Raw genomic sequence first — 23,175 nt, forward strand, 5'->3', positions numbered from 1 at the left:
ACGCATTGACAATCCGCGCATCGGGCGCACATCTTGCCGCGCCAGACGCAAGCCACACTGCGTCGGTGTTGCAGCAGAGGTATTTCATGGCAGTCGTTGTTGTCGAATCACCGGCCAAGGCCAAGACAATCAACAAGTATCTGGGAAGTCACCACACGGTGCTGGCCTCATATGGTCATGTCCGCGACTTGCCGCCGAAGGATGGATCTGTCGCGCCCGACGATGATTTCAGCATGAAATGGGAGGTTGCCAGCGATTCGCGCAAACACATCCGCGCGATCTCGGAGGCGTTGAAGGATGATCCGGAACTGATCCTGGCCACCGACCCCGACCGCGAGGGTGAGGCCATCAGCTGGCACCTGACCGAGGCCCTGGCGAAATCGCGCGCGCTGAAGAAGGACACGCCGGTGCGGCGCGTGGTGTTCAATGCCATCACCAAGGCCGCCGTCACCGAGGCCATGAAGAACCCGCGCGAGGTCGACATGGAACTGGTCCGCGCCTATCTGGCGCGGCGCGCGCTGGACTATCTGGTGGGGTTCAATCTGTCGCCCGTGCTCTGGCGCAAGCTGCCGGGTGCGAAATCCGCCGGGCGGGTGCAATCGGTCTGCCTGCGCCTGATTGTCGAGCGCGAGATGGAGATCGAGGCCTTTCGCGCGCGGGAATACTGGTCGGTCACCGCGCGGCTGGCGACCCCGCGCGGGGCGGAATTTGACGCCCGCCTGACCGTTCTGGGCGGCAGGAAGCTGGACCGCTTCGACATTGCTACCGCCGAGGCGGCAGAGCTTGCGGTGCAGGCTGTCACGTCGCGCGATCTTAAGGTAACCTCGGTCGAGGCCAAGCCCGCCAGCCGCAATCCTTCGGCCCCGTTCATGACCTCGACCCTGCAGCAGGAGGCCAGCCGCAAGTTCGGCATGGGGGCGAAACAGTGCATGAGCACGGCGCAACGGCTCTATGAGGCGGGCTACATCACCTATATGCGGACGGACGGGATCGACATGGCGCCCGAGGCCGTGATGGCCGCGCGCGATGAGATCAAATCGCGCTACGGCGATGATTATGTTCCGAAATCGCCGCGCATGTACAAGAACAAGGCCAAGAACGCCCAGGAAGCCCACGAATGCATTCGCCCCACAGACATGGCCGTCAGCCCCGACAAGCTGAAGGTGTCGGACGCGGACCAGCGCAAGCTCTATGACCTGATCTGGAAACGGACCATCGCGGGCCAGATGGAGGCCGCGCGTCTGGAGCGCACCACGGTCGATATCGGCTCGGCCGATGGTCAGGTGGGGCTGCGCGCCACCGGCCAGGTGGTGCTGTTCGACGGGTTTCTGCGCGTCTATGAGGAAGGGCGCGACGATGTGGTTGATGACGATGACAAGCGCCTGCCCCAGGTGGCCGAGGGCGAGGGGATGGCCAAGCGCGCTGTCACGCCCGAGCAGCATTTCACCCAGCCGCCCCCGCGCTATACCGAGGCCACGCTGGTCAAGAAGATGGAGGAGCTGGGGATCGGGCGGCCTTCGACCTATGCCAGCATCGTCACCACCATTCAGGACCGGGGCTATGTGCGCAAGGACAAGAACCGCCTGATCCCCGAGGACAAGGGCCGGCTGGTGACCATCTTTCTGGTCAACTATTTCCGCCGCTATCTGGAATACGATTTCACGGCCGGGCTGGAAGAGCAGCTTGACGACATTTCCGCCGGTGAACGCGATTACAAGGAGGTGCTGGAGCGGTTCTGGCGGGATTTCTCGGCCGCGATCGCCGAGACCTCGGACCTGCGCATCACCGAGGTGCTGGAAAAGATCGACGAGGTGCTGGCGCCCCAACTCTACCCCCCGCGCGAGGACGGTGCGGACCCGCGCACCTGCCCCAAATGCGGGGCGGGGCGGCTGAACCTGAAGACCGCGCGGTCGGGCGGGGCCTTCATCGGCTGCAACAACTATCCCGAATGCCGTTACACCCGCCCGCTGGGTGTGACGGATGAAGCCGAGGCCGAACTGTCCGGGGATGGCAAGCTGCTGGGCCATGACGATGGCGATGCGATCACGCTCCGCACCGGGCGCTTCGGTCCCTATGTCCAGCGCGGCGAGGCCACCGAGGAGGTGCCCAAACCTCCGCGCGCATCGCTGCCCAAGGGCTGGGCGGTCGAGGATATGGACCTGGAAAAGGCGCTGATGCTGCTGTCGCTGCCGCGCCCTGTCGGCCCCCACCCCGATGATGGCGAGATGATCGAGGCCGGAATCGGGCGCTACGGCCCTTTCGTCAAGCATGGCAAGAAATACGCCAACCTGCCCGAGGTGGACGAGGTGTTCACCATCGGCATGAATCGCGCGGTGGAGGTTCTGGCCGCCAAGAAGACGCGCGGCCGCGCGGCGCCTGAGCCCCTGCGCACCCTGGGCGCGCATCCTGATGGTGGCGATATCGCCGTGATGGAGGGCCGCTACGGTCCCTATGTGAAATGGGAAAAGGTGAACGCCACCCTGCCCATGGGGGTGGAGCCTGCGGATGTGACGCTGGAGCAGGCGCTGGAGTTGATCGCCGCCAAGGCTGGCTCAAAGGGCAGGAAGAAGCCTGCCGCCAAGGCTACGGCGGCGAAGAAACCGGCGACCAGAACCAAATCTGCGGCGGCCAGGGCGAAGACGGCGAAGAAGACCACGAAGAAGGCCAGCACCGAGACCGACAAGGAATGAGCCGGCGCGAGGTGATCCTGCGCAACATCCTCAGCACGCGGCTGCTGGAGCAGGGGTTCAACGTGTTCCTGCCGGTGTTCGATGAAGGGATCGACCTGATCGCGCACCGGGAAAGCGACGATGCCCTGCGGCTGATCCAGCAGAAAAGCCGCTGGGGCATCTTTCGCAAATACATGGGCCGCAACCTGTGGCTGGCCTTTCCGGACCGCGAGGATTGGTTTCTTGTCCCCCATGACGAAATGACCGCCTGGCCCGAGGTTGCGGGCTATATGGAAACCGCCTCGTGGCACCAGCAGGGCCAGTATCACATTGCCCGGATGCCGGCGGCGCTGGCGGCGCGCTGCGTGCCCTGGAAACTCTGATCGCGCTGCGGCGCGGCGATTGACTTGCGCCGGGCGCTGCGCCACAACACCGCCACACCGGAATGGGAGAGGGACTTATGCAGAAAGTCTATGGCAGCGCGGCGGAAGCGCTTGATGGGGCGCTGTTCGATGGCATGACCATCGCGGCGGGGGGCTTCGGCCTGTGCGGGATCCCCGAACTTCTGATCGAAGCGATCCGCGACGCAGGGGTGAAGGAACTGACCGTGGCCTCCAACAACGCAGGGGTGGATGATTTCGGCCTGGGCCTGCTGTTGCAGACGCGGCAGGTGCGCAAGATGATGTCCTCCTATGTGGGCGAGAACGCCGAATTCATGCGCCAGTATCTGAGCGGTGAACTGGAGCTGGAATTCAACCCGCAGGGCACCCTTGCCGAGCGGATGCGGGCAGGCGGCACCGGCATTCCCGGTTTCTACACCAAGACCGGCGTCGGCACCGTCATCGCCGAGGGCAAGGAGCACAAGGATTTCGACGGCGAAACCTATATCCTGGAACGCGCCATCGTCGCCGACCTGTCCATCGTCAAGGCCTGGAAGGCCGATGACACCGGCAATCTGGTGTTCCGCCGCACCGCGCGCAACTTCAACCCGCCTGCGGCCATGTGCGGCAAGATTTGCGTGGCCGAGGTCGAAGAGATCGTCCCGCGCGGCAGCCTGGACCCGGATCATATCCATCTGCCCGGCATCTATGTGCATCGCCTTGTTCAGGGCGAGCATGAAAAGCGGATCGAACAGCGCACTACGCGCGCAGCCTGAGGGGAGGGAAGATCATGCCCTGGGATCGCAACCAGATGGCGGCACGCGCCGCACAGGAACTTCAGGACGGGATGTATGTGAACCTAGGCATCGGGATTCCGACGCTGGTGGCCAATTACATCCCCGAAGGCGTGACCGTCACGCTGCAATCGGAAAACGGGATGCTGGGCATCGGCCCGTTCCCCACCGAGGATGAGATCGACCCCGACCTGATCAACGCAGGCAAGCAGACGGTGACGGCGCTGCCGCATACGTCCTATTTCGACAGTGCCACGAGCTTCGGCATGATCCGTGGCGGCAAGATCGCCATGGCGATCCTGGGCGCGATGGAAGTTGCCGAGAACGGCGATATCGCCAACTGGATGATCCCCGGCAAGCTGGTCAAGGGGATGGGCGGTGCCATGGATCTGGTGGCCGGGGTGAAGCGGATCATTGTGGTGATGGATCACACCAACAAGGCGGGCGAATCGAAGCTGCTGAAATCCTGCACGCTGCCTTTGACCGGGCAGGGGGTGGTCAACCGGATCATCACCAATCTGGGCGTGCTGGATGTGGTCGAAGGCGGGCTGAAGATCGTCGAAACCGCCGAGGGCGTGACCGAGGACGAGATCCGCGCCAAGACCGAAGCCGCTATCGTGAACTGACCTTTCCGGCCGGAGGCTGTCTGAGTATCCGCCGCTGGGCGCGGGAAAACCATATGGGGGCAAGCGCCCCCGAGCCGCGCCCACCCGCCCACCCTGCGCGCCTCGGGGGCGCTCTGGTGCGCAGGCGCACCGGTGAGGCAGGGCGGGTCCGGTCGCGGAAGTGTCAGGCGCGGCGCAGCGTCAGCCGCGAATCACGGTCGCCGCCAGCCTGCGCAATTGTTCATCGACAAAGCTGCGTTCGGATGGGGTCAGCCGTTGATGGCGGGCATAGGTGGGCGCCGCACGGTCATCGAGGATCGGTGTGTTCCAGCCGTCGGTTGTGTCGATGAACTCAAGCGCGCCAGCCTCGCCGAATTCGATCAGATAGCCCTGTATGACCACATCCAGGTAGCTCAGCCGGATCGGGTGTACCGTGTCGGTAAAGCTTTCGGCGGGGATGGCGTAGATCTGCGCGGCCAGATCACGCGCGGTGGAATGGACAAGCTCTGGCCCCGGGACAGCGTGACGCTGGTAGCCAGCTTCGCGCTGGTCCAGTGCCGCCCAGTCTCCCCTGGGCACGCAGGCCACCAGCCCGTCGATTTCTGCGCCTGGATCGGGGATGGCGGTCAGAAAGGTGCGCCCGTGGCTGCGTGAATGGCGCCAGGCCCGGCGCCAGCCACGGATGCGGGCGGGGAATGCCTCGGGGAAGGAATGGGTTCGGCGGTTTACCAGGCTGCCGTAGCCAAAGAAGAAAGGATCGCTCATGCCGCGCAGTCTGTCCCTGCAGCGCGCGAAAGGCAAGGCTGACACCCAGGCAGAAATCCTCTTGTCAGGATACCAAGGTATACGTTAGCGTCCCCATGTGTTCGGGAGACACTGGCGCATCGCCGTCAGGGCCGAAGGAGCAACCGCCCCGGTAAACTCTCAGGCAAAAGGACCGAACACGCCGATACGCTCTGGAGAGTGGCGCCCGCGCGCGCCCGCCGAAGGGATAACGATCTCAGGCGACAGGACAGAGGGGGCACTGGACCGGCGGGCCTTGCCCGTCATGGCGGTGCCGGATGTCCGGCCGAGGCAGACAAGGGGGCGGCATGGCTGAAGGTGGTCAGAACGGGGATTTGCAGCGCACGGTCCTGCATGACCTGCATCTGGATCTGGGCGCGAAGATGGTCCCTTTTGCGGGCTATGCGATGCCGGTGCAATACAAGCCCGGCGTAATGGCCGAGCATCTGCACACGCGCGCCCAGGCCGGGCTGTTCGATGTCAGCCATATGGGGCAGGTGATCCTGCGTGGTGAGGCCGCGGCGGCGGCGCTTGAGCGGCTGGTGCCGGTCGATCTGCAGGGGCTGGCCGAAGGACGCCAGCGCTATGCCATGTTCACCGATGAGCGGGGCGGGATTCTGGATGACCTGATGGTGGCCAATCGGGGCGATCATCTGTTCCTGGTGGTCAATGCCGCGTGCAAGGAGGCCGACATTGCCCATATGCGCGCGCATATGGACGGGGTGACGGTCACGCCGGTGACCGATCGCGCCCTGATCGCCCTGCAGGGGCCACTGGCCGAAGCCGCACTGGCCGCGCTGGTTCCTGGTGTGGCTGCCATGCGGTTCATGGATGTGGCAACGTATGACTGGGACGGCGCGGCGCTCTGGGTCTCGCGCTCGGGCTATACGGGTGAGGACGGGTTCGAGATCTCGGTCCCTGAACCCTGCGCCGGGGCCTTTGCCCGCGCCCTGCTGGCCCGCCCCGAGGTGGCGCCCATTGGCCTGGGCGCACGCGACAGCCTGCGGCTGGAGGCGGGGCTGTGCCTTTACGGCAACGATATCACCCGCGACACAACGCCGGTGGAGGCCGCTCTGGGCTGGGCCATCCAGAAGGTCCGCCGCCGGGGCGGGGCGCGCGAAGGCGGGTTCCCCGGCGCCGATGTGATCCTGCGCCAACTTGAAACGGGACCAGAGCGCCGCCGCGTGGGTCTGCGCCCCGAAGGCCGTGCACCGATGCGCGCGGGAACGCAGCTTTTCGCCGATGACACGGCGGACACGCCGGTCGGCACCGTCACCTCGGGCGCCTATGGCCCCAGCATCGAGGCGCCCATGTCCATGGGCTATCTGCCGGCCGCGCTCAGCGCCACAGGCACACAGGTTTTCGGCGAATTGCGCGGCAAGCGCCACCCGGCGCGGGTGGTTGACCTGCCCTTCCGCCCTGCCGGATACAGGAAATAGGCAACAGCACAAGTGCAGAGGGAGCGCGTGCAATGAAATACACCGAGGAACACGAATGGCTGCGGGTCGAAGGCGATCTGGTGGTGGTGGGCATCACCGAACATGCTGCCGAACAGCTGGGTGATGTGGTGTTCGTGGAACTGCCCGAACTGGAAACCCAGGTCGCGAAGGGCGATGAGGTCTGCGTGATCGAATCGGTCAAGGCCGCCTCCGATATCCTGGCCCCCTGCGACGGGGAGATCGTCGCCGTCAACGATGCCTTGTCCGACGCCCCCGGCATGGTCAACGATGACCCGCAGGGCGATGCCTGGTTCTTCAAGATGAAGCTTGATGACATGAGCGTCCTGGACGATTTCATGTCCGAGGATGAGTACAAGGCTTTCATCGGCTGACATGTTGCGGCGGGTCCACATACGCGGCCAGCGCGGTCGATGGGTGGCCGAGGTAGAAGGACGCATGTTGGGCGTCCTTCACCACCTGCACCGGCAGGGACGGGATGGATACAGCGCCGAGATTTTCCCCGAACACCTGAACCAGAAGCGGTTTCAGGAACTCGTCGCGGCTCTGGAGGGAAATGATCTGGTTGTCATTCAGCGCGACCGTGACGCGCAAACCTTGGCCCGCGACGGATATGTCGGGGTCTTCAGGTTCACTGATCTGAACATTGACACAGAAAATCTCCGCCTGACGCTGCGCTTTACCGAGAAATACGCGGACCCTCAAAGGTAACCCCATGACCTACAGCACCTACAACCCCTATGACTTCGCCAACCGCCGTCATATCGGCCCCTCGCCATCCGAGATGGAGGCGATGCTGCAGGCGCTGGGCGTGGCATCATTGGAGGAGTTGATTGACCAGACGGTGCCGCAGGGCATACGCCAGGACAAGCCCCTGAGCTGGGCGCCGCTGTCCGAGGGCGAGATGCTGGCGCATCTGCGCAAGGCGGCGGGGGGAAACAAGGTGCTGACCTCGCTCATCGGGCAGGGGTATTACGGCACGGTCACTCCGCCGGCGATCCAGCGCAACGTCCTGGAAAACCCGGGCTGGTATACGGCCTATACCCCCTATCAGCCGGAAATCGCCCAGGGGCGGCTGGAGGCCCTGCTGAACTTCCAGACCATGGTGGCGGACCTGACCGGGCTGCCGATCGCCAATGCCTCGCTGCTGGACGAATCCACCGCCTGCGCCGAGGCGATGGTGATGGCAAAGCGGGTGGCAAAGTCCAAGGCTGCGGCGTTCTTTGTGGATGAAAACTGCCACCCGCAGAATATCGCCGTGATGCAGACCCGGGCCGCGCCGCTGGGGATCAAGGTGGTTGTCGGCCGCCCTGATGCGCTGGACCCCGCAGCGGTCTTTGGCGCGATCTTCCAGTATCCCGGGACCTATGGCGATGTGGTGGATTACACCGGCAGCATCACCGCGCTGCATGAGGCAAAGGCCGTGGCGATTCTGGCCACGGACCTGCTGGCGCTGACCATGCTGCGAGAGCCGGGCGCCATGAGGGCGGATATCGCCGTGGGGTCTGCGCAGCGCTTTGGCGTGCCCATGGGCTATGGCGGCCCGCATGCGGCCTTCATGTCCTGCCGGGATGATTACAAGCGTTCCATGCCCGGGCGGATCGTTGGCGTCAGCATCGACGCGCGCGGCAACCCGGCCTACCGGCTGGCACTGCAGACACGAGAGCAACATATCCGGCGCGAGAAGGCCACCAGCAATGTCTGTACGGCGCAGGCGCTGCTGGCCGTTATGGCCTCCATGTACGCCGTATTCCATGGACCCGAAGGCTTGCGCGCCATCGCCGAACGGGTCCACGGACTGACCGAGCGGCTGCACCGCGCGCTGCGCGCGGCCGGGGCGAAAGTCCTGACCGAGGCGTTCTTCGATACCATCACGGTCGAGGTCGGCGTGGGCCAGGCTGGCATCCTGGCCGCCGCGCGTCTGGAAGGGCTGAACCTGCGCCGTGTCGGCACGGACCGGGTGGGCATCAGCCTGGACGAGACCTGTGACGAACGGGTCTGCATGCGCGTCTTGCGCGCCTTTGGCATAGATGGGGTTCCGCCGCACCGTGAACGGCTGGGCTTTCCGCAGCCGATGCTGCGCGATGTCGATTACCTGACCCATCCGGTGTTCCACATGAACCGGGCGGAAACCGAGATGATGCGCTACATGCGCCGTCTGGCCGACCGCGATCTGGCGCTGGACCGGGCGATGATCCCGCTGGGGTCCTGCACCATGAAGCTCAATGCCGCGGCCGAGATGCTGCCCATCACCTGGCCCGAGTTTGCAAACCTCCACCCGTTCGCTCCCGCGGACCAGGCACAGGGCTATGCCGAGGTGATCGACGATCTGGCGGCGAAGCTGTGCGAGATCACCGGCTATGACGCCATGTCCATGCAGCCCAACTCGGGCGCGCAGGGGGAATATGCGGGGTTGCTGACCATTCAGGCCTGGCACCGCAGCCGGGGCGAGGGCGCGCGGGATATCTGTCTGATCCCAATGTCGGCCCATGGCACCAACCCGGCCAGCGCCCAGATGTGCGGCATGAAGGTTGTGGCGGTCAAATCCGCGCCCAACGGTGATATCGACCTGGATGATTTCCGCGACAAGGCGGCGTCGGCGGGCGACCGGCTGGCGGCCTGCATGATCACCTATCCCAGCACGCATGGCGTGTTCGAGGAAACCGTGCGGGAGGTCTGCAAGATCACCCATGACCACGGCGGGCAGGTCTATATCGACGGGGCGAATCTGAACGCCATGGTCGGGCTGGTCAAACCGGGCGAGATCGGCGGCGATGTTAGCCACCTGAACCTGCACAAGACCTTTGCCATCCCCCATGGCGGTGGCGGCCCGGGGATGGGGCCGATCGGGGTTGGGGCGCATCTGGCGCCCTTCCTGCCCGGCCACCCGGAGACCGGCGGCGCCGAAGGACCGGTTTCGGCCGCGCCCTTCGGCTCGGCCTCGATCCTGCTGATCTCTTGGGCGTACTGCGTGATGATGGGGGGTGCGGGGCTGACACAGGCGACGCGGGTTGCGATCCTGAACGCGAACTATATCGCTGCGCGGCTGAAGGGTGCCTATGAGGTGCTGTTCATGGGCAACCGGGGGCGGGTGGCGCATGAGTGCATTCTGGACACGCGGCCATTTGCCAAGGCCGGGATCACCGTGGATGATATTGCCAAGCGGCTGATCGACAACGGGTTCCACGCGCCGACCATGAGCTGGCCCGTGGCGGGCACGCTGATGGTGGAGCCGACCGAGAGCGAGACCAAGGCCGAGATCGACCGCTTTGTGACCGCGATGCTGGCCATCCGCGCGGAGATCGCGGCGGTGGAAGCGGGCGAGATCGACGCCGCCAACAACCCGCTGAAGCGTGCGCCGCATACGGTCGAGGATCTGGTGGCGAAATGGGATCGGCCCTACAGCCGCGAACAGGGGTGCTTTCCACCCGCCAGTTTCCGGACAGACAAGTACTGGCCTCCGGTGGGGCGGGTGGACAATGTCTATGGCGACCGCAACCTGGTCTGCACATGCCCGCCGATGGAGGATTACGCCGAAGCGGCAGAATAGGGCGGGGCGGGCTCCCGCCCGAAGCGCACGGATTGAAAATCCGCGCCCTTCGGTTGGGCCGGGCCGCGCGCCCTGACGGGCGCGCGGCGGCAGGCGCACAGACCTTGCCTTGCTGCAAGTCAGTTGTACCGGGCTTCTTGCCGACGGGGAGATTGACCGCGTGCCGGGTCGTAGGTCCTGATAGCGTATCCGAAGCGGCAGGGCGGCACGTGACCCAGGGTCACATGCCGCGACCCGGAAAAGCAATCAGAAGGACCAGACCCGTGTGCCTTCACCCAGCATGGCCGCGGCCATGGCGGGCGGTTGGGCAACGCCCACACCTTCGATCAGGACGCTCTCATCGGCGCCCAGCCCTGGCAGGTAGATGGCGCAGACCTCGACCGTGGCGCCACGGTCCATAAGCATCTGCAGCATTCCCTGAGGGCTCATGTCGCGCGGGGGTTGCGGGGCGGTGGCTGTTTCGGGGGCCTCGGCCAGGGCAATGTCACCACCGGGGCCACAAAGGAGTATCCGTGTTTCGGCCCCCTGTTCCATGGCCTGGGTCGTCAGCACCATCGCCATGAGCTGGGTCTGTGCGTTTTCGCTGGTCACGACGGTGACCAGAGGCATGGAATCCTCGGCGATCGAGGGGGTGGCGAAGGCGGTGGCCGTGGCCAGGGCAGCCGCTGCGACTGTGAGCTTGTTCGAAATCATCGTGACCTCCGTGTGGGTTGGTGGATCGCCCCGGAGTCATGATGGAAATGTTCAGAAATTCAAATAAGACATTATGACGCGACCACAGCAATGGCCGCAAAGCCGGGGGCCTGCGTGGCCCCCGGCAATCCCTGCAGCACATTCAGTGCAGGCGCAGGACCCGCGCCACGCCCAGAGTGACGCTGAACTGATCGCGCGACCCTTGCCGGGCGATGGGCGAACGGCCGGCATCGCCGATCAGCCGATCATACCCGACAGAGCCAAGAATGGCCCAGTCCTGGTTCAGCTCATAGACGGCGCGCAGCCCCACGCCTGCGGAATGGAATCCCGAGCCCGGAGTGAATGCGGCCAGCCCCGAGTCGGCAGACTCGGCGCCGGTCACGCCGAAATACTGGCGCATGTAGCCGCCATCGGCAAAGCCGACCCTTGGGCCTGCAGCCAGGGTCAGACCGTCGACCGGGCGCAGGAACATGTCGATCCCGGCCTCGCCGACCCAGCCGCGATGGCCGGTCACTCCGTGACGAAGATCCAGATAGATCTGGAACTCGCGCGTCTTGTGATAGATACCGCCGCCCAGTTCCAGGGCGGTGCTCAGATCCTCAAGCCCCTGTAATTCGGGGTTGTCGCTTGCCTTGCGGGCGCTGAGCACCCGCAGCGAGCCGCGAAAACCAGTGCCATCCCGGTCGAACCAGCCGTCGGATTCGGACAGCGTCACCCCACCCAGACGCAGGTTCTGGAGCTGAAAGATGGCGCCCGGGCGGGCAGTGTAGCTATCCGCGCCAGGATAGCTGGGGGCGATTACCGCCTGAGGGCCAAGGCCAAAGGCCAGCCGGGGGCTTTCGGCAAGGGCCATGGGGGCTGCGGCGAAAACGGCTGCGGACACAACGGCGGCACGAAGTGCATGGCGCAGAGATGACAGGTATCGCATGATTCTGAGTGATCCCTTGGGTAATCGCGTGGGTATGCCCGCTCCTAGGCCCGAGAGCCTGCCGTGGTCAATTCACATGGTCCGGGACGGGCGCAATGCCACCATGCATGGGTTTCGCTGCAACACCCTTCCCACAGTTGACTGGCCCACGGCCTCCTGGCCTAGCGGCCCCGGATACGCGGATCCAGCGCGTCGCGCAGCCCGTCTCCGATGTAATTCACGCTCAGCACGGTCAGAGAGATCAAGACCCCCGGCCAGACCACACGCGCGGGATACTGTTCGATCCAGTCGCGGCCGTCATAGAGAATGCGCCCCCAGGTGGGAAAATCCGGCGGGAAGCCAAGGCCGAGGAAGGACAGCGCTGATTCGGTGATGATGGCCGAAGCGATGCCCAGCGTGGCCGAGACCATGATCGGAGACATGACATTGGGCAGGATGTGGCGGGTACTGATACGCCGTGCAGGCGTGCCGATGGAGCGTGCGGCCAGCACGAACTCGCGTTCCTTCAGCGCCAGAACATCCCCGCGCACGATTCGCGCGGTCTGCATCCAGCTGGTCACGGCAATGGCCACGACAATCAGCGCGAACACGCCCGCAGCCTGGCCAAAGGCGCCCTCCAGCGGATCCCGGAAAAGGGTGACCAGAATCAGCAGCAGCGGCAGCAGCGGCAGCGCCAGAAACAGGTCTGTCACCCGCATCAGCGGGCCGTCCATGAGCTTGAAATACCCGGCCAGCACACCGATCAGCGTGCCCAGCACCAGCCCCAGCAGCATGGCGGTCAGGCCCACGGCCACGGAAATGCGCCCCCCGTACATCATCCGGGCCAGAAGGTCGCGGCCCAGCTGGTCGGTGCCCATGGGGTGGGCCCAGCTTGATCCCTGGTTGCGTGAGCGGATATCGATCAGGCCGGGATCAACCTGCCAGACCCAGGGCCCCGCAAAGACGAACAGCAGGATCGAGATGAAGACGAACATCCCGGCCATGGCGCCCTTGTGAGACTTGAACTGATCCCAGACATCCCACCACTGGTTGCGCGGCGGGCGCAGGTCGTGGACGTCCTCGGCGGCGGTGACGGGGGTGGTGTCAGTCATAGCGGATCCTCGGGTCAAGGATGCCGTAAAGCACGTCGGCGATCAGGTTGAAGAGCACGATCAGGATCGCAAAGATGAAGGTGATGGTCTGGACCATGGGCCAGTCACTGACATAGATCGCCCGGATCAGCGCATCGCCCAGACCGTTCACGCGGAAGATCTGTTCGGTGATGATGGCGCCGGTGAACACGGTGGGGATGCCGATGGCGATGACGGTGACGACCGGGATCATGGAATTGCGCAGCACATGGACCAGCAGCACGGTCTTTTCGGCCATGCCCTTGGCGCGCGCGGTGCGCACATAATCCTGATTGAGGTTATCGAGCATGGAGGCGCGCATGAAGCGGCTGATCTGGCTGGCGTTGAACAGCGCCAGCACCGCAACCGGCATGGCGATCTGGCGGACCTGGAACAGGAAGCTGTCCCAGTCACGCACCCGGTGCGTGGTGTCGTACATGGACGGGAACCAGCCCAGCCAGACCGAGAAAATCAGGATGAACACCACGCCGGTAAAGAATGTGGGCACCGAAAAACCGACCATGGAGACGAATGTCCCGGTCTGATCGAACCAGGAATACTGCTTGTAGGCGGAAATCACCCCGATGGGGACGGCGATCAGAATGCCGAACAGATAGCCCAGCCCCACGACCCACAGCGTCTGCGGAATGCGCTGCACGATGATATCGCCCACCGGCGACCGGGTCTGCCAGGACAGGATGCGCGGGCCCTCCACGGCGACGTTCCAGCCGGTGGCATTGGCCAGCATATGCGATGGCTCGATGATCACCATCATATGCAGCCACTTGAAATACCGCACCAGCACTGGATCGCCCAGGCCAAGCGCCGCGCGGATCTGTTCGCGGACTTCCAGCGGGATGGTCAGCGGCAGGCTGCCGGTCGGATCACCCGGCGCCATGTCCAGCATCAGGAAAACGATCAGGCTGATGACCAGAACCGTGGGCACGGCGAAGGCCAGGCGGCGGAGGGTATAGGTAAACATGCAGCGAAGCCCCGCGGCTTGAGCGGTCATTCGAGGGGCCCACCCCGGTCAAAACCGGGGCGGGCAGACTCAGGCGTGGATCAATCCTCGATCCGGTACCATTCGGCCTGGTTCCAGTGCTCGGAGTCCCAGACGTTCAGGATGATGCCGCCGACCGTGTTCGCCGCAGCCGACACCCGGCCCCGCGCGACCAGCGGAATATGCGCATAGTCCTGAATGAACATGTCGTTGAGCGCGATCACCAGTTCCTGACGACGCTCGGGGTCAGGCTCGCGATTCAGTTCGGCCCAGAGCGCATCGTATTCCGGGTTGCAGTAGCGGTTGATGTTCTGCCCCTGCCACTGGGTTTCCGGCCGCGGCTCGCGTCCGCAGCGGCGCTGCTCCAGGTGGGGGGTCGGGTCGGTGCCTTCGAAGAGCGAGGCATACATCTGCACATCGGCCCAGAACTTGATGTAGGTGTCCGGGCTGCCGGGGTCCGAGCCGAAGAACACACCGGCGTCGATGTTGCGCAGGCGCGCCTCGACCCCGATTTCACGCCACCACTGCTGGATCAGCGCCTGGAAGTCCTGACGCACGGCGTTCGTCGATGTCTGGAACAGCAGTTCCAGCCGCTCGCCGTCCTTCACACGGATGCCGTCCGAGCCGCGTTCCCAGCCGGCCTCGTCCAGAAGCGCATTGGCGCGGTCCATGTCCTGCACCAGGCAGTCATCGTTGTTGGGCGACACCATGGCAGGAGGTGCGACGATGAAGTTGCAGGCCGGGCGCCCGGTGGGGCCATAGCCGATCTCGGTCAGCAATTCGCGGTCGATGGCGCGGCTGAGCGCCTCGCGCACGCGGATATCGCTCAGGATCGGGTGCGGATGCTGCATGGTGGCGCGTTCATCGGCCGGCAGGTCGGGCGAGGGATCGGTGAAGTTCAACTCGATCCGCTCCATCAGCGGGCCGAAGTCCACCAGCAGCGTGCCCATGCCGCCGCCTTCCATCTGCTCGATCACTTCGGGGGCAAGCTGCAGGTTCCAGGCGTAATCCATCTCGCCGGTCTGGAACACGGCGCGCGCGGCGCCCGTGGCATCGCCGCCCCCGGCCCAGGTGATGGTCTGGAAATAGGGCTGGTTCGCGACTCGGTAGTTCTCGTTGGCTTCGAACTGGATCACGTCATTGGGGCGGAAGTCGGTCACCACATAGGGGCCGGTGCCGATGGGGGCGAAGTTCTCGTCGGTGCATTCTGGCGCCCGGGCGCCCATGCAGTCCTGGAACTGCGCCCGCTGGATGATCGGCGAGCCCGCGCCCACAAAGGGGATGTAGGGGTTGGGCGTCGCATCCTCGAAGGTGATCAGGATGGTGCGGTCGTCCACGGCCTCGACGCTCTCGATGCCCGCATACCGGTCGCGGTAGGAGCAACCGCCCTCGGGATGGGTGCAGTATTCATAGGTGAACACCACATCCTCGGCGGTCACATCGGTGCCGTCCGACCACAGCAGGCCTTCCTTCAGGACCCAGGTGATGGTCTTGAGGTCCTCGGACACGCCGCCATTGTCCAGCGTGGGGATCTCCTCGGCCAGCCAGGCGACAAGCTCGCCTTCATTGTCGAAACGCGCCAGAGGCTCCCAGACGACCGAGGCCGCGTTCATCTCCTTGGTGCCACCGGACAGGTAGCTGTTCATCGTGGACACGGCCTGCCAGTAGATGACATTCAGATGGCCCGACGATCCGCGCTCGCGCTCCTCGGCCATGACCATCCCCGGCACCAGCGCGGCGGCGGCGACAGCACCCATCAGGGCTGTTCTTCGTTTCATGCGTCCTCTCCTTGTTGTTTATGCTCGTTCCTCGGGGGGGCGCCGGCTGATCCGGCGTTCGTCTGATTATCCATGATCCCCGCATCGTGCAGGTGGCAGGCCACGAAATGGCCGGGCCGGGCCTCGCGGTATTCGGGGTCCAGCTTGCGGCAGATATCCATGACCTTGGGGCAGCGCGTGGAGAAATTGCAGCCCTTTGGCGGGTTCGAGGGCGAGGGCACATCGCCACGAAGGATTATGCGTTCGACCTTGGCCTCGATCGCCGGGTCAGGCTCGGGCACCGCCGACATCAGCGCTTCGGTATAAGGGTGCAGGGGGCGCTCATAGAGTTCGTCGCGCTCTGCCAGTTCCACAACCTTGCCCAGATACATGACCGCCACGCGGTCGGCGATATGCTTGACCATGCTCAGGTCATGGCTGATGAACATGTAGGTCAGGCCGAATTCGTCCTGCAGCTTTTCCAGCAGGTTCACCACCTGCGCCTGGATGGACACGTCCAGCGCGGCGATGGGTTCGTCGCAGACAATGAATCTGGGGTTCAGCGCCAGAGCCCGCGCAATGCCGATCCGCTGGCGCTGCCCGCCGGAAAATGCATGCGGGTAGCGGTTGGCGAAATTGCGGTTGAGGCCGACCGCGTCCATCAACTCGTAAACGCGGTCCAGCTTTGCCTTGCCCGACAGCTTGCCATGCTCATCCAGCGGTTCGGCGATGATCCCGGCAACGGTCATGCGCGGGTTCAGGCAGGCCTGCGGGTCCTGGAACACCATCTGCATCTTTGGCCGCATCCGGCGCAACTGGCCCTGGCCCATGGTGCCGATCTCGGTCCCGTCGATCTTGATGGAGCCCTCGGTGATGTCATAGAGCCGCAGCACCGCGCGGCCGCAGGTGGACTTGCCGCAGCCGGATTCGCCAACGATCCCCAGTGTTTCGCCTTCGAATATGTCAAAGGATACGCCATCGACCGCCTTGACCGCACCCACCTGGCGGCGCAGCAGCCCGCCGGAGATGGGGAAGTGCATCTTCAGGTCGCGCACTTCGACCAGCGCCTTTCGGGGGGATGTCATGTCGGCTCTCCCGTGCGGTGGTCCCAATGGCAGGCAACGTCATGGCCCTTGCCGATCAGGCGGCGCGCCGGGTTTTCCCGCGCGCAGCGGTCAAAGGCATGGGCGCAGCGGGCGCGGAACGGGCAGGCTGCAGGGTGCGCGCCCAGCATGGGTGGCTGGCCTTCGATCACGCGCAGCTTTTCGGCGCGCGGTTCGCGCAGTTTGGGGACGGTTTTCAACAGCGCGCGGGTATAGGGGTGGGCGGGGTTGGCAAAGACCTCGCGCACGGGGCCGTGTTCGGCCACCTGCCCGCCATACATGACCATCACACGGTCGGCGATCCCGGCAATCACGCCCAGATCATGGGTGATCCAGATGATCGCCATGCCCAGTTTTTCGCGCAGGTCCTTCACCAGTTCGATGATCTGCGCCTGGATGGTCACGTCCAGCGCCGTGGTGGGTTCATCCGCAATCAGCACCTTGGGGTCGCAGGCCAGCGCAATGGCGATCATCACCCGCTGGCGCATGCCCCCGGAAAACTGATGCGGGAAATCCTTCAGCCGCCGTTCGGCATCGGGGATGCCCACCAGCTCCAGCAGCTCCACCGCGCGTTTGCGGGCGCGTTTCTTGTCCATGCCCATATGGCGGCGCAGCGGCTCCATGATCTGGAAACCGACCGTGAACACCGGGTTGAGCGAGGTCATGGGATCCTGAAACACAAAGCCCACATCGCGCCCGCGGATCGCGCGCAACCGCTCCTCGCCGATCTTCAGCAGATCCTGGTCACCCAGCATCACCTGACCCTCGCGCACCTCGGCTGGGGGCGAGGGCAGCAGGCCAATCAGCGACATCATGGTGACGGATTTGCCCGATCCGGATTCGCCCACCACGCCCAGCAACTCGCCCGGGCGCAGATCAAAGCTGACCGAATTCACGGCATGGATGTCCCCAGAGCGTGTGTGAAACACGGTCTTGAGGTTCTTGACATCAAGAACAGGCAAGGCCCCATCGGGCATGCATCCCTCCCCGGGAAATTTATTGTTGGTCACCCATGATCTGTCGTCAGGGTTGTCCGGAGAGGTTTGCAGATTTTGAACCCGCCTGACAAGAAGTAATCTTCCCGTCCGCGTGATGTTCTTCCAATGCACTGAAAAAGCGCAAAAAAATCCCCCGGCGGTGCCGGGGGATGCAATGCGCGATATGCTGGCTCAGCAGCTGTAGTACATCTGGTATTCGATGGGGTGCGGGGTGTGCTCGTAGTTGTACACCTCTTCCCATTTCAGCGCGATGTAGCCGTCCAGCTGGTCCTTGGTGAAGACGTCACCGGCCAGCAGGAACTCGTGATCGGCTTCCAGTGCGCCAATGGCTTCACGCAGCGAGCCGCAGACGGTGGGGATGTCGGCCAGCTCTTCGGGCGGCAGGTCGTAGAGGTCCTTGTCCGAAGCCTCACCCGGGTCGATCTTGTTCTTGATCCCGTCAATGCCCGCCATCAGCAGCGCCGAGAAGGCCAGATAGGGGTTGCAGGACGGATCGGGGAAGCGGGCTTCGACGCGCTTGGCCTTGGGGCTTTCGGTCCACGGAATCCGGATCGAGGCCGAGCGGTTGCGCGCCGAATAGGCCAGCAGCACCGGGGCTTCAAAGCCCGGGATCAGGCGCTTGTAGCTGTTGGTCGAGGGGTTGGTGAAGGCGTTGAGCGCCTTGGCGTGCTTCAGGATGCCGCCGATGAACCACAGGGCCTCCTGGCTCAGGTCGGCATATTTGTCGCCGGCAAACAGCGGCTTGCCGTCTTTCCAGATCGACATGTTGCAGTGCATGCCGGTGCCGTTGTCGCCCTTGATGGGCTTGGGCATGAAGGTGGCGGTGCGGCCATAGGCATGGGCCACGTTATGGACCACATACTTGAACTTCATCAGCTCGTCGCTCTGCTTGGTGAGCGAGCCGAAGATCAGGCCAAGCTCATGCTGGCAGCTGGCGACCTCGTGGTGGTGCTTGTCCACCTTCATGCCGATTTCGTCCATGGTGGTCAGCATTTCCGAGCGCATGTCGGTGCCCATGTCGGTGGGGTTCACCGGGAAGTAGCCGCCCTTGACACCGGCGCGGTGGCCCATGTTGCCGTTCTCATACTCGGTGTCGGTGTTCCATGACCCGTCGAGAGCGTCCACCTCGTAGCTGACCTTGTTGATCGATGTGGAAAAGCGCACATCGTCGAAGACGAAGAACTCGGCTTCGGGGCCAAAGAAGGCGCTGTCACCGATGCCGGAGGACTTCAGATAGGCTTCGGCCTTGACGGCGGTGCCGCGCGGGTCGCGGTCATAATGCTCGCCGGTGTCGGGCTCCAGAATGTTGCAATGCAGGCAAATGGTCTTTTCCGCATAGAACGGGTCGACATAGGCGCTCTCGGTGTCGGGCATCAGCTTCATGTCCGACTGGTCGATCGACTTGAAGCCCGCGACGGAGGAGCCGTCGAACATCAGGCCTTCTTCGAGGAAATCCTCATCGACCTGACTGGCCATCATGGTGACATGCTGCAGCCGGCCGCGCGGATCGGTGAAGCGGATGTCGACGAACTTGGCGTCCTCATCCTTGATCAGTTTCAGAACGTCAGCAATGCTCATCTGGTGATCATCCCTTTTTCGTTGGTGGATTCAGTGCCTTGCCCCAGGGGGCGTGGCGGTTTTCAAAGCGCATCCTCGCCGGACTCACCGGTGCGGATGCGAATGGCCTGCTCGACGGGCGAGACAAATATCTTGCCGTCTCCGATCTTGTCGGTGCGCGCTGCGGAGATGATGGCTTCCACTGCCGCGTCAACCTGGTCATCGGACAGGATGACCTCGATCTTCACCTTTGGCAGGAAGTCGACCACATATTCGGCACCACGGTAAAGTTCGGTATGCCCCTTCTGGCGCCCGAATCCCTTTACCTCGATCACGGACAACCCTTGAACGCCCACGTCCTGAAGGGCTTCCTTGACTTCATCCAGCTTGAACGGCTTGATGATCGCCTCGATCTTCTTCATTCCTGTACGCTCCCTTGGGTCCGCTCCTCGATCTCCTGTGTCAGACCACCTCAGGCCCGTGGCGGCAATCGCAGAGCGCTCGCTTGCGGGCGTGGAGACAGGGAATCGCCGATTTTTGGCGAAAAGTTGTGCGAAGTGCCCAAAATATGGGCTGAAAAGAAATTTGGCAGGGCGAAAGATGACCGAAATCCTGACATCTGCACAAATGCGCGCCGTTGAGGGGGCGGCAATCGAGTCGGGGGCTGTCACCGGCTTGCAACTGATGGAGCGCGCCGGCGCAGGGGTGCTGGAGGCGGTTTTCGCGACCTGGCCGGACCTTGCGCAGGCCGGCGCGCGCGCCGTGGTCCTGTGCGGTCCGGGCAACAACGGCGGCGACGGGTTCGTGGTGGCGCGGCTGCTGCATGCGCATGGCTGGAAAGTTGCGCTCCATCTCTTTGGTGACCCGGATGCGCTGACTCCTGACGCTGCCGAAAACGCCCGCCGCTGGGCGGGTCTGGGTGCCACCCTCCCGCCAGATGCGCTGACCCCCGAGGCCCTGGCCCAGGCGCAACTGGTGGTCGATGCGCTGTTCGGCACCGGCCTGACCCGGCCACTGGACGCCCCTGTTTTCCAGCGTCTGGCCCGGATGCTTGACGATGCGCGGCCCCGGGTGGTGGCCGTGGACATCGCTTCGGGGCTGTCGGCGGATACCGGCCTGCCCCCGGCGGGCGGGGTGGTGATCCCCGCGGATATGACCGTCAGCTTTCACCGGCCCAAACGAGGCCATGTGACCGGGCAGGGCCCGGAGCGCAGCGGTAAGCTTGTGATCGCCGATATCGGGCTTGAGCCCTGGGCGGGGCATGCCGATGACGTCTGATCTGGCCCCGCTCATCGCCCGGCTGCACAAGCGCGCCGATCAGCACAAGTATCACCACGGGCATGCGGTCATCCTTTCGGGTGGGCCGGGGGCGGGCGGCGCGGCACGGCTGGCCGCCCGCGGGGCGCTGCGGGTAGGTGCGGGGTTGGTAACGCTGGGCTGTCCGCCAGCGGCGCTGGCCGAAAACGCTGCGCATCTGGATGCCGTGATGCTGCGCCCCATAGAAGATGGCCGCGCCCTGGCCGGGATGCTGGATGATCACCGCTTCAATGCGCTTTGCCTCGGCCCCGGAATGGGCGTTGAGCGTGCGCGTGACCTTGTGCCGACGGCGCTGGGCGCGGGCCGGACCGTAGTGCTGGATGCCGATGCGCTGTCCGCTTATGGTCCTGACCCGCGCGTGCTCCATGCGCTCTGCACGGCACAGACGGTGCTGACCCCCCACGCCGGAGAGTTCGCCCGCCTGTTTCCGGACCTGGCCGACGCCGCGCGGGCCGACGAGGCCGCGGCCACCCGTGAGGCGGCGCTGCGCAGCGGTGCCGTGGTGCTGCTCAAGGGTGCAGTGACGGTCATTGCCGCGCCGGATGGCAGCCTGGCCCGGTCCGACGCAACCGGCCCCCGCGCGGCGCCATGGCTTGCCACCGCCGGGGCGGGCGATGTTCTGGCGGGGATCATCACCGGGCTGCTGGCCCGGGGCTTTGCGGCCTTCGATGCCGCGCGCCTGGGCAGTTTCCTGCATCTTGAGGCCGCCCGCGCCTTTGGCCCAGGGCTGATTGCCGAAGACCTTCCTGATGGTCTGCCTGGGCTGCTGCGCAATCTGCTTTGTGGCGGGCAGTAACCGGCTGGGGCGACCGCTCCCGGCATCCTTGCGCAAAGTCAGCATTGCATTCGCGCGCGATTTGCGTCCTACTCGGGCTGGCTGGTTCGACACAACGCGGTGCGCATGCAAGACCCTCCCGTCATCGAAATCCGTGGGCTGCACAAGAGCTACGGCACGTTGGATGTGCTCAAGGGTGTGGATATCCACGCCAACCGGGGCGATGTGGTTGCGCTCATCGGCTCCTCGGGCTCGGGCAAGTCCACGCTTCTGCGGTGCTGCAACCTGCTGGAAGACAGCCAGCAGGGCGAGATCCTGTTCAACGGCGAGCCGGTGGCCTGGCGGGGCACGGGCCACAACCGCCACCCCGCCGACCGCGCGCAGGTCACGCGCATCCGCACCAACCTGTCCATGGTGTTCCAGAGCTTCAACCTCTGGTCCCATATGACGGTGCTGCAGAATGTGATGGAAGCGCCGCTGACGGTGCTGAAACAGGACCGCGCCACCGTGGAGCCGCGTGCCCGCGCGTTGCTGGACAAGGTCGGTATCGGCGATAAGGCCGATGTCTACCCCGCGCAGATGTCAGGCGGGCAGCAGCAGCGGGCCGCGATCGCCCGGGCGCTCTGCATGGAGCCGCGCGCGCTGTTGTTCGATGAACCCACCAGCGCGCTGGACCCGGAACTGGAACAAGAGGTGGTGCGCGTCATCAAGGCCCTGGCCGAGGAAGGCCGCACCATGCTGATCGTCACCCATGACATGCGCCTGGCCGCCGATGTGTCCGACCATGTCGTGTTCCTGCATGAAGGGCGGATCGAGGAAGAAGGCCCGCCCGCATCGCTCTTCGGCGCGCCAAGATCGGCGCGCCTGAAGCAATTCCTCCGCGCCACCGAACCGGCCTGAGGCAATACCCCAAAGTCCAATCAAGGGAGCTGACCATGAAGAAACTGACACTGATCGCCGCCGCCGCCGCGTTTTCGGCCTCGGCCGTGGCCGCGCAGGATGTGGTGCGCATGGGCACCGAAGGCGCCTATCCTCCGTTCAACTTTATCAATGACGACAACGAGCTTGAAGGCTTCGAGATCGACCTCGGCAACGAGATGTGCGAGCGCGCGGGCCTGACCTGCGAATGGGTCATCAATGACTGGGACACCATCATCCCCAATCTGGTGGCGGGCAATTATGACACCATCATCGCGGGCATGAGCATCACCGAAGCCCGGTCCGAGATCATCTCCTTCACCCAGAACTACAAGGAGCCCGACCCCTCGCGCTACGCCGCGCTGATCGGCACCGGCGACGATGTGATCGACAGCGGCGTGATCGCCACCCAGTCCAACACCGTTCAGGCCGGGTTCGTGGCTGAATCCGATGCCGACCTGATCGAATTCCCCACGCCCGATGAAACCATCGCCGCCGTGCGCGCGGGCGAGGCGGATGCCGTGCTGGCCGATGGCGACTTCCTGCGCCCCATCGTCGAGGAATCCTCGGACCTCGAATTCATCGGCGAGCCGATGCATATCGGCGGCGGCGTCGGAATGGGGCTGCGCCAGTCGGATAACGAGCTGCGCGAGACCTTTGACGCGGTGATCACCGAGATGAAGGAAGACGGCTCGCTCAATGAACTGCTGATCCAGTGGTTCGGCGAGGACACGCCCACCTTCTGATCCCGAACCCGGCGGCGGGGGCCGCCCCCCGCCGCC

The 23,175-nt window shown here is 64.6% G+C and carries 22 protein-coding genes and 1 riboswitch; of the genes, 11 read left to right on the top strand and 11 right to left on the bottom strand.

All coding sequences use genetic code 11. The features are described from left to right. Positions 1-86 precede the first annotated feature (86 nt). From topA to HUK65_RS11880, 4 genes are all read left to right on the top strand, one after another. A complete protein-coding gene (gene topA, locus HUK65_RS11865; protein WP_179906482.1) occupies positions 87-2,690 on the top strand; it encodes a type I DNA topoisomerase in 2,604 nt (867 codons plus the stop codon). Beyond that, a complete protein-coding gene (locus tag HUK65_RS11870) occupies positions 2,687-3,052 on the top strand; it encodes a hypothetical protein (protein ID WP_179906483.1) in 366 nt (121 codons plus the stop codon). Before topA ends, HUK65_RS11870 begins: the two co-directional genes overlap by 4 nt. Before the next feature lie 77 nt (positions 3,053-3,129). Next, a complete protein-coding gene (locus HUK65_RS11875) occupies positions 3,130-3,825 on the top strand; it encodes a CoA transferase subunit A (protein ID WP_179906484.1) in 696 nt (231 codons plus the stop codon). 14 nt (positions 3,826-3,839) lie between these two features. After that, positions 3,840-4,469 carry a CoA transferase subunit B gene (locus tag HUK65_RS11880; RefSeq protein WP_179906485.1) on the top strand — a complete coding sequence of 210 codons (630 nt, stop codon included), beginning with the start codon at positions 3,840-3,842 and terminating at the stop codon, positions 4,467-4,469. A gap of 180 nt (positions 4,470-4,649) precedes the next feature. Here HUK65_RS11880 and HUK65_RS11885 read toward each other — a convergent pair whose 3' ends face one another. Further along, entirely contained in the window at positions 4,650-5,213 is a 564-nt protein-coding gene (locus HUK65_RS11885) for a gamma-glutamylcyclotransferase family protein (RefSeq protein WP_179906486.1), read from the bottom strand. Between the two features lie 92 nt (positions 5,214-5,305). Next, positions 5,306-5,398, top strand: a riboswitch (glycine riboswitch). A 141-nt stretch (positions 5,399-5,539) separates the two neighbouring features. On the opposite strand from HUK65_RS11885, the gene gcvT reads away from it, so the two are divergent. Continuing rightward, positions 5,540-6,670 carry a glycine cleavage system aminomethyltransferase GcvT gene (gene gcvT, locus HUK65_RS11890; RefSeq protein ID WP_235442113.1) on the top strand — a complete coding sequence of 377 codons (1,131 nt, stop codon included), beginning with the start codon at positions 5,540-5,542 and terminating at the stop codon, positions 6,668-6,670. A 32-nt stretch (positions 6,671-6,702) separates the two neighbouring features. Further along, positions 6,703-7,062 (top strand): glycine cleavage system protein GcvH, encoded by a 360-nt coding sequence (gene gcvH / locus HUK65_RS11895; protein ID WP_179906488.1) that lies wholly within the window; start codon positions 6,703-6,705, stop codon positions 7,060-7,062. Here the strand turns inward: gcvH and HUK65_RS11900 are convergent. After that, positions 7,052-7,405 (bottom strand): hypothetical protein, encoded by a 354-nt coding sequence (locus HUK65_RS11900; RefSeq protein ID WP_179906489.1) that lies wholly within the window; start codon positions 7,403-7,405, stop codon positions 7,052-7,054. The two genes, gcvH and HUK65_RS11900, sit on opposite strands and share 11 nt — an antisense overlap. Between HUK65_RS11900 and gcvP the strand changes: the two genes are divergently transcribed. Beyond that, on the top strand, positions 7,404-10,238 hold the full coding sequence (gene gcvP, locus HUK65_RS11905) for an aminomethyl-transferring glycine dehydrogenase (RefSeq protein WP_179906490.1): 2,835 nt from the start codon (positions 7,404-7,406) through the stop codon (positions 10,236-10,238). The genes HUK65_RS11900 and gcvP overlap by 2 nt on opposite strands. Positions 10,239-10,484: 246 nt before the next feature. Here gcvP and HUK65_RS11910 read toward each other — a convergent pair whose 3' ends face one another. The 9 genes from HUK65_RS11910 to HUK65_RS11950 form a co-directional block, all read right to left on the bottom strand. Then, positions 10,485-10,931 (bottom strand): DsrE family protein, encoded by a 447-nt coding sequence (locus tag HUK65_RS11910; protein WP_179906491.1) that lies wholly within the window; start codon positions 10,929-10,931, stop codon positions 10,485-10,487. A gap of 142 nt (positions 10,932-11,073) precedes the next feature. Beyond that, a complete protein-coding gene (locus tag HUK65_RS11915; protein WP_179906492.1) occupies positions 11,074-11,814 on the bottom strand; it encodes a MipA/OmpV family protein in 741 nt (246 codons plus the stop codon). Positions 11,815-12,020: 206 nt separating this feature from the next. Next, entirely contained in the window at positions 12,021-12,950 is a 930-nt protein-coding gene (locus HUK65_RS11920) for an ABC transporter permease (protein WP_179906493.1), read from the bottom strand. Further along, positions 12,943-13,950, bottom strand: a complete 1,008-nt coding sequence (locus HUK65_RS11925) for an ABC transporter permease (RefSeq protein WP_179906494.1) — start codon at positions 13,948-13,950, stop codon at positions 12,943-12,945. Before HUK65_RS11925 ends, HUK65_RS11920 begins: the two co-directional genes overlap by 8 nt. Positions 13,951-14,030: 80 nt before the next feature. Further along, the gene (locus HUK65_RS11930; RefSeq protein ID WP_179906495.1) at positions 14,031-15,746 is read right to left on the bottom strand and encodes a peptide ABC transporter substrate-binding protein; all 1,716 of its coding nucleotides are present in this window, start codon (positions 15,744-15,746) and stop codon (positions 14,031-14,033) included. Continuing rightward, complete coding sequence (locus HUK65_RS11935; RefSeq protein WP_179906496.1) at positions 15,743-16,810, bottom strand: ABC transporter ATP-binding protein; 1,068 nt, start codon at positions 16,808-16,810, stop codon at positions 15,743-15,745. The genes HUK65_RS11930 and HUK65_RS11935 overlap by 4 nt, the downstream gene beginning before the upstream one ends. After that, entirely contained in the window at positions 16,807-17,805 is a 999-nt protein-coding gene (locus HUK65_RS11940) for an ABC transporter ATP-binding protein (protein WP_179906497.1), read from the bottom strand. Before HUK65_RS11940 ends, HUK65_RS11935 begins: the two co-directional genes overlap by 4 nt. 192 nt (positions 17,806-17,997) lie before the next feature. Next, complete coding sequence (gene glnA, locus HUK65_RS11945) at positions 17,998-19,404, bottom strand: type I glutamate--ammonia ligase (RefSeq protein ID WP_179906498.1); 1,407 nt, start codon at positions 19,402-19,404, stop codon at positions 17,998-18,000. Between the two features lie 62 nt (positions 19,405-19,466). Next, positions 19,467-19,805, bottom strand: coding sequence for a P-II family nitrogen regulator (locus HUK65_RS11950; RefSeq protein ID WP_179906499.1), 339 nt, complete (start codon positions 19,803-19,805; stop codon positions 19,467-19,469). A gap of 205 nt (positions 19,806-20,010) precedes the next feature. On the opposite strand from HUK65_RS11950, the gene HUK65_RS19115 reads away from it, so the two are divergent. The 4 genes from HUK65_RS19115 to HUK65_RS11965 all read left to right on the top strand — a co-directional run bounded on the left by HUK65_RS19115 (position 20,011) and on the right by HUK65_RS11965 (position 23,139). Beyond that, positions 20,011-20,661 carry an NAD(P)H-hydrate epimerase gene (locus tag HUK65_RS19115; protein WP_327787122.1) on the top strand — a complete coding sequence of 217 codons (651 nt, stop codon included), beginning with the start codon at positions 20,011-20,013 and terminating at the stop codon, positions 20,659-20,661. Beyond that, complete coding sequence (locus HUK65_RS19120; RefSeq protein ID WP_327787123.1) at positions 20,651-21,496, top strand: NAD(P)H-hydrate dehydratase; 846 nt, start codon at positions 20,651-20,653, stop codon at positions 21,494-21,496. Before HUK65_RS19115 ends, HUK65_RS19120 begins: the two co-directional genes overlap by 11 nt. A 105-nt stretch (positions 21,497-21,601) precedes the next feature. Continuing rightward, on the top strand, positions 21,602-22,375 hold the full coding sequence (locus tag HUK65_RS11960) for an ABC transporter ATP-binding protein (protein ID WP_179906500.1): 774 nt from the start codon (positions 21,602-21,604) through the stop codon (positions 22,373-22,375). Positions 22,376-22,410: 35 nt separating this feature from the next. Beyond that, positions 22,411-23,139, top strand: a complete 729-nt coding sequence (locus tag HUK65_RS11965; protein WP_179906501.1) for a transporter substrate-binding domain-containing protein — start codon at positions 22,411-22,413, stop codon at positions 23,137-23,139. Positions 23,140-23,175 lie beyond the last annotated feature (36 nt).

Source organism: Rhabdonatronobacter sediminivivens (assembly GCF_013415485.1).
Lineage (GTDB): Bacteria > Pseudomonadota > Alphaproteobacteria > Rhodobacterales > Rhodobacteraceae > Rhabdonatronobacter > Rhabdonatronobacter sediminivivens.